Genomic DNA, 3593 nt, shown 5'->3' with positions numbered 1-3593 from the left:
GCAATTTGCGGCCCAAGCGGTCAAATCTGTTTTGATTGAAGCGGCCCAAGTGGGTCGCTTCTAGAGTGTTGTTTTGTGCAATGAGCGCTGCCTGACGCCGAAGGCCAGACTGCCGGATTCGGCGGTCGTCGTACCCCAATGGCGTTCAGAGCGGATCACCCTGATCATCGCAATGTGTTGGCATGTTTGGCATAATCCGGCTTTGCTTAAGGAATTGACATGATGGACAACCCAAAACGCTTCATTTCGATGCTAGCCGGGGCGATGCTCATCGCTATTGGCGTGCCGTCCACGGCGCACGCCGCAATGAGCGCCGAAGAACTCGCCAAGATTTCCCAAAACCCGGTCGGTAATCTGGTCAGCGTGCCTTTCCAGAACAACACCAATTTTAACGTCGGACCACGTGACGGAACGCAGAACATCCTCAACATCCAGCCGGTGATCCCGATCGAGGTCAACAGCGAATGGAACATCATCACGCGCACCATCATGCCGGTGATTACGCAGCCGGGGTTTACGCCCGGGCAGGATTCAACGACCGGGCTGGGCGACATCCAGTTCGCCGCATTTCTCTCCCCTGCCCAGCCGAAGGGCCTGATCTGGGGGGTAGGTGCCATCGCCCAGATGCCGACCAACAGCAACAATCGCCTGGGTAATGACAACTGGGGTCTCGGCCCGACGTTTGTCGTGCTGAAGCTCGAAAAAGGAAACCCCTGGGTCTACGGTGCGCTGGTCAACAATATCTGGTCGCTGTCCAGCGACAAGCAGGGTGGAAGCTACAACAATGGGTTGATCCAGCCGTTCCTGAACTACAACTTCCCGGGCGGAACGTACCTGACAACATCTCCGATCATCACCGCCAACTGGAAGGCCGACAACAGCGAACGCTGGACCGTGCCACTCGGCGGCGGCGTCGGCAAGATCTTCCACTTCGGCCGATTGCCCGTAAACACCCAGCTCAGCGCCTACTACAACGTCGCGCATCCGGACAACGCGGCCAACTGGCAACTACGCTTCCAGGTGCAGTTGATGTTCCCCAAGTAGCGCAGGCCGCTGAGGCCGGCGTTCTGGCCGCTGGAACGCCGATCTGCAGACTGATTTCAGCTCGACGCTGCCCTTACCGGCCTTCCAGCTCGCTGACCAGCTGCTTCACGCTCTGGTCATCGGGCAGCAGCTCGGCGGCTTTTCTGGCGTAGCGCAGTGCCGCGCGCTGGTCGCCGGCCTCGCGACTGATCGAGATCAGCGCACTGAGGATCTCGAGGTCGTTCGGGTGGCGCTGGTTGGCCTTTCGCAGCAAGGCCAGGGCGTCGGCCGGCTTGCCGGCCGAGTGCACAGCAATCGCCTCGACATAGACATAACGCGCGTTGTCCGGGGAGAGTCTGGCCGCGTCGGCGAACTCCTTGAGCGCCGCAGCGCTCTCACCCTTGCGGGTCAGCAGCAAGCCCAACGCGTGATGCAGGTCGGCATTGCGCGGCAGAACGGCCAGGCCCTGACGCAATACCTTCTCGGCCTCCGGATCACGCCCTTGCTGCCGCCACGCATCCGCCAGGTTGACGTAGCCGCCGGCGAAAACGGGGTCGAGCGCAATCGCCCGCTGAAAGGCAGCGACCGCCTCGTCGACGCGTCCCTGGCGCAAGCGCAGGTTACCGCGGTTGACGTTCACCCCTGGCCAGTCGGCCTCCTGTTCGAGTGAGGCCTCGTACTCCAGCAAGGCCGCCTGTCGAGCTGCCTGCCGACCCGCCGGAATCTGACTGTCCGGCACGTCGGCAAGAACCCTCGCGGCCTCGATGCGTACGCCACGCACGGGATCCGACAGCAAGGACGAGGCACTCAGCACCCGGTTCAGCGCATCGACGGGCGCGATCATTCCCAGCGCCGCGATGCGCACCGAGGGGTCGGCGTCCTGCAGTAGCGCCCGTGCGGCCTGCAGGGTGCCGGGATTGGCGTACGGCTGGGCCAGTGTCGCTGCGGTCGCCCGGACGATCGCCGGGGCGGCCGGGCTGCTGGCCAGCTCGAGCAGGCCGGGTAGCGCGCGCACCCCCTGTGTCTCACCGGCGTGCAGGATGGTGCCGTAGTGCGGTCGCTCACGCCAGGCCTTGCCGTACCACTTGTCCATGGCGGCGGCCGCCCACTGTGGTTTCTTGTCGGTATGGCACTGGTTGCAGGCATTCGGGCTGCCCAGCGAGAGCGACAGGTCGGGACGCGGTATGCGCAGGCTGTGATCCGGCCGGGCGTGGATGACCATGTAGTTCTGTGTCGGCATGTGGCAGCTGACGCACTGCGCACCCTTGCCACCCACCGGATGCTGGTGATGTTTGGGGACATCGAACTCGCTTGCCTGGTGGCAACGGGTACACAGCGCATTGCCTTCGACACGCAACTTCTGCGAGTGCGGCTCGTGGCAATCCATGCAGGTCACGCCACGCTGGTACATCTTGCTCTGCAGGAAGGAACCCCAGACATAGACTTCTTCGCGTTGCTGTCCATCGGCGTGATAGTTCGGAGCGGTGAGCATCGCCAGACGATGGCTGTCTTCCAGCGGCGCGCCGGCCTTCCTCCTTTCATCAAGCGTGGAGCGGCGTGAGTGGCACGCTGCGCAGGTGTTCATCCCGGCGTGATCGGGAGCCTGATCGCGCGCGGCTGACCGGGCGCCGCCTGCGGGGAAACGCCACGCTTCGCCCCAGCGGCTCTGCAGCGATGGCAGGCCCTTGTCATCGTGCGCGGCGTAGGGCGGCTTGGCCTTCTCCGCCCAGGCCAGATGAGTAGAGGCCGGGCCGTGGCACGATTCGCAGGCGACGTTGATCTCGCTATAGGTGGTCTGGTAGGTATTGCTGGCCGCGTCGTATCCCTTGCGCAGATTGGTCGAATGGCACTCGGCGCACTGCAGCGCCCAGTTCTGATAGATCCCGGTCCAGTGCAGGGGGTCCTTGTGGTCGAGCTTCTGGTCGGGATAGAGGTGGAACCAGCGCTGCCCACCCTCGCCTTTCGGTCGCGTGTCCCAGGCGATTGGCAGCAGCTGGTAGCGCCCGCCGGGGAAGGCGATCAGATACTGCTGTAGTGGATAGACCCCGAAGGTGTAGCTGATCGGGTAGTCGACCAGTTTGCCGTCGGGACCGTCGGTACGCACCATGAACTTGTCGTCGCTCTTGAAGAAGCGCGACTCGACGCCCCGGTAAGCGAAGCTGGTGTTGGCAAAATTGCCGAGCACGGTCGAGGCCGTCGCCTCCTGCATCGCCAGCTGATGATGCGAACCGGTCCAGGCCGCGAACTCGCTTTGATGACAGGTCTTGCAGCTGTCGGCCCCGACGTAAGTGGCGGGACCGGACGCCGGCGCTGGCTCCGACACGGCAATCGGTGCCACGGACGGTGACGGTACGGATGCGGCTGGCACGACCTTCGGTAGCGTCGCCAGGAAGGCGACCGCGGCGATCGCGGCGACCGCGAGCAGTAGTGCCAGGCCGGCGGCCCACAGGCGATTACGTTGCCGGTCAGGATTGGCGGCGGCTGCAGGCGCTGCTGCAGGCGGCCGATCCCCGTGTCGGGATCGTCTGGTCATGGATGGGCTTTCTCACCGCGCGATCGCGTCCGCGACC

2 protein-coding genes are annotated in these 3593 nt (G+C 64.1%); one reads left to right on the top strand and one right to left on the bottom strand.

Going from position 1 to position 3593, the window contains the following annotated elements:
- Nucleotides 1-219 precede the first annotated feature (219 nt).
- Nucleotides 220-1044 carry a neuromedin U gene (locus RUW20_RS08175; RefSeq protein WP_313951712.1) on the top strand — a complete coding sequence of 275 codons (825 nt, stop codon included), beginning with the start codon at nt 220-222 and terminating at the stop codon, nt 1042-1044.
- A 73-nt stretch (nt 1045-1117) separates the two neighbouring features.
- Here RUW20_RS08175 and RUW20_RS08170 read toward each other — a convergent pair whose 3' ends face one another.
- Nucleotides 1118-3556 carry a tetratricopeptide repeat protein gene (locus RUW20_RS08170; protein WP_313951711.1) on the bottom strand — a complete coding sequence of 813 codons (2439 nt, stop codon included), beginning with the start codon at nt 3554-3556 and terminating at the stop codon, nt 1118-1120.
- Nucleotides 3557-3593 lie beyond the last annotated feature (37 nt).

The organism is Accumulibacter sp., from assembly GCF_032229525.1.
GTDB lineage: Bacteria > Pseudomonadota > Gammaproteobacteria > Burkholderiales > Rhodocyclaceae > Accumulibacter.
Note: the sequence above shows the minus strand (reverse complement) of the source record. Positions and strands in the feature narration are given on the sequence as shown.

What these genes read in the sequence shown, in the direction of transcription:
- RUW20_RS08175 (WP_313951712.1), top strand. Translation starts at nt 220, where the DNA reads ATGATGGACAACCCAAAACGCTTCATTTCGATGCTAGCCGGGGCGATG.
- RUW20_RS08170 (WP_313951711.1), bottom strand. Translation starts at nt 3,556, where the DNA reads ATGACCAGACGATCCCGACACGGGGATCGGCCGCCTGCAGCAGCGCCT.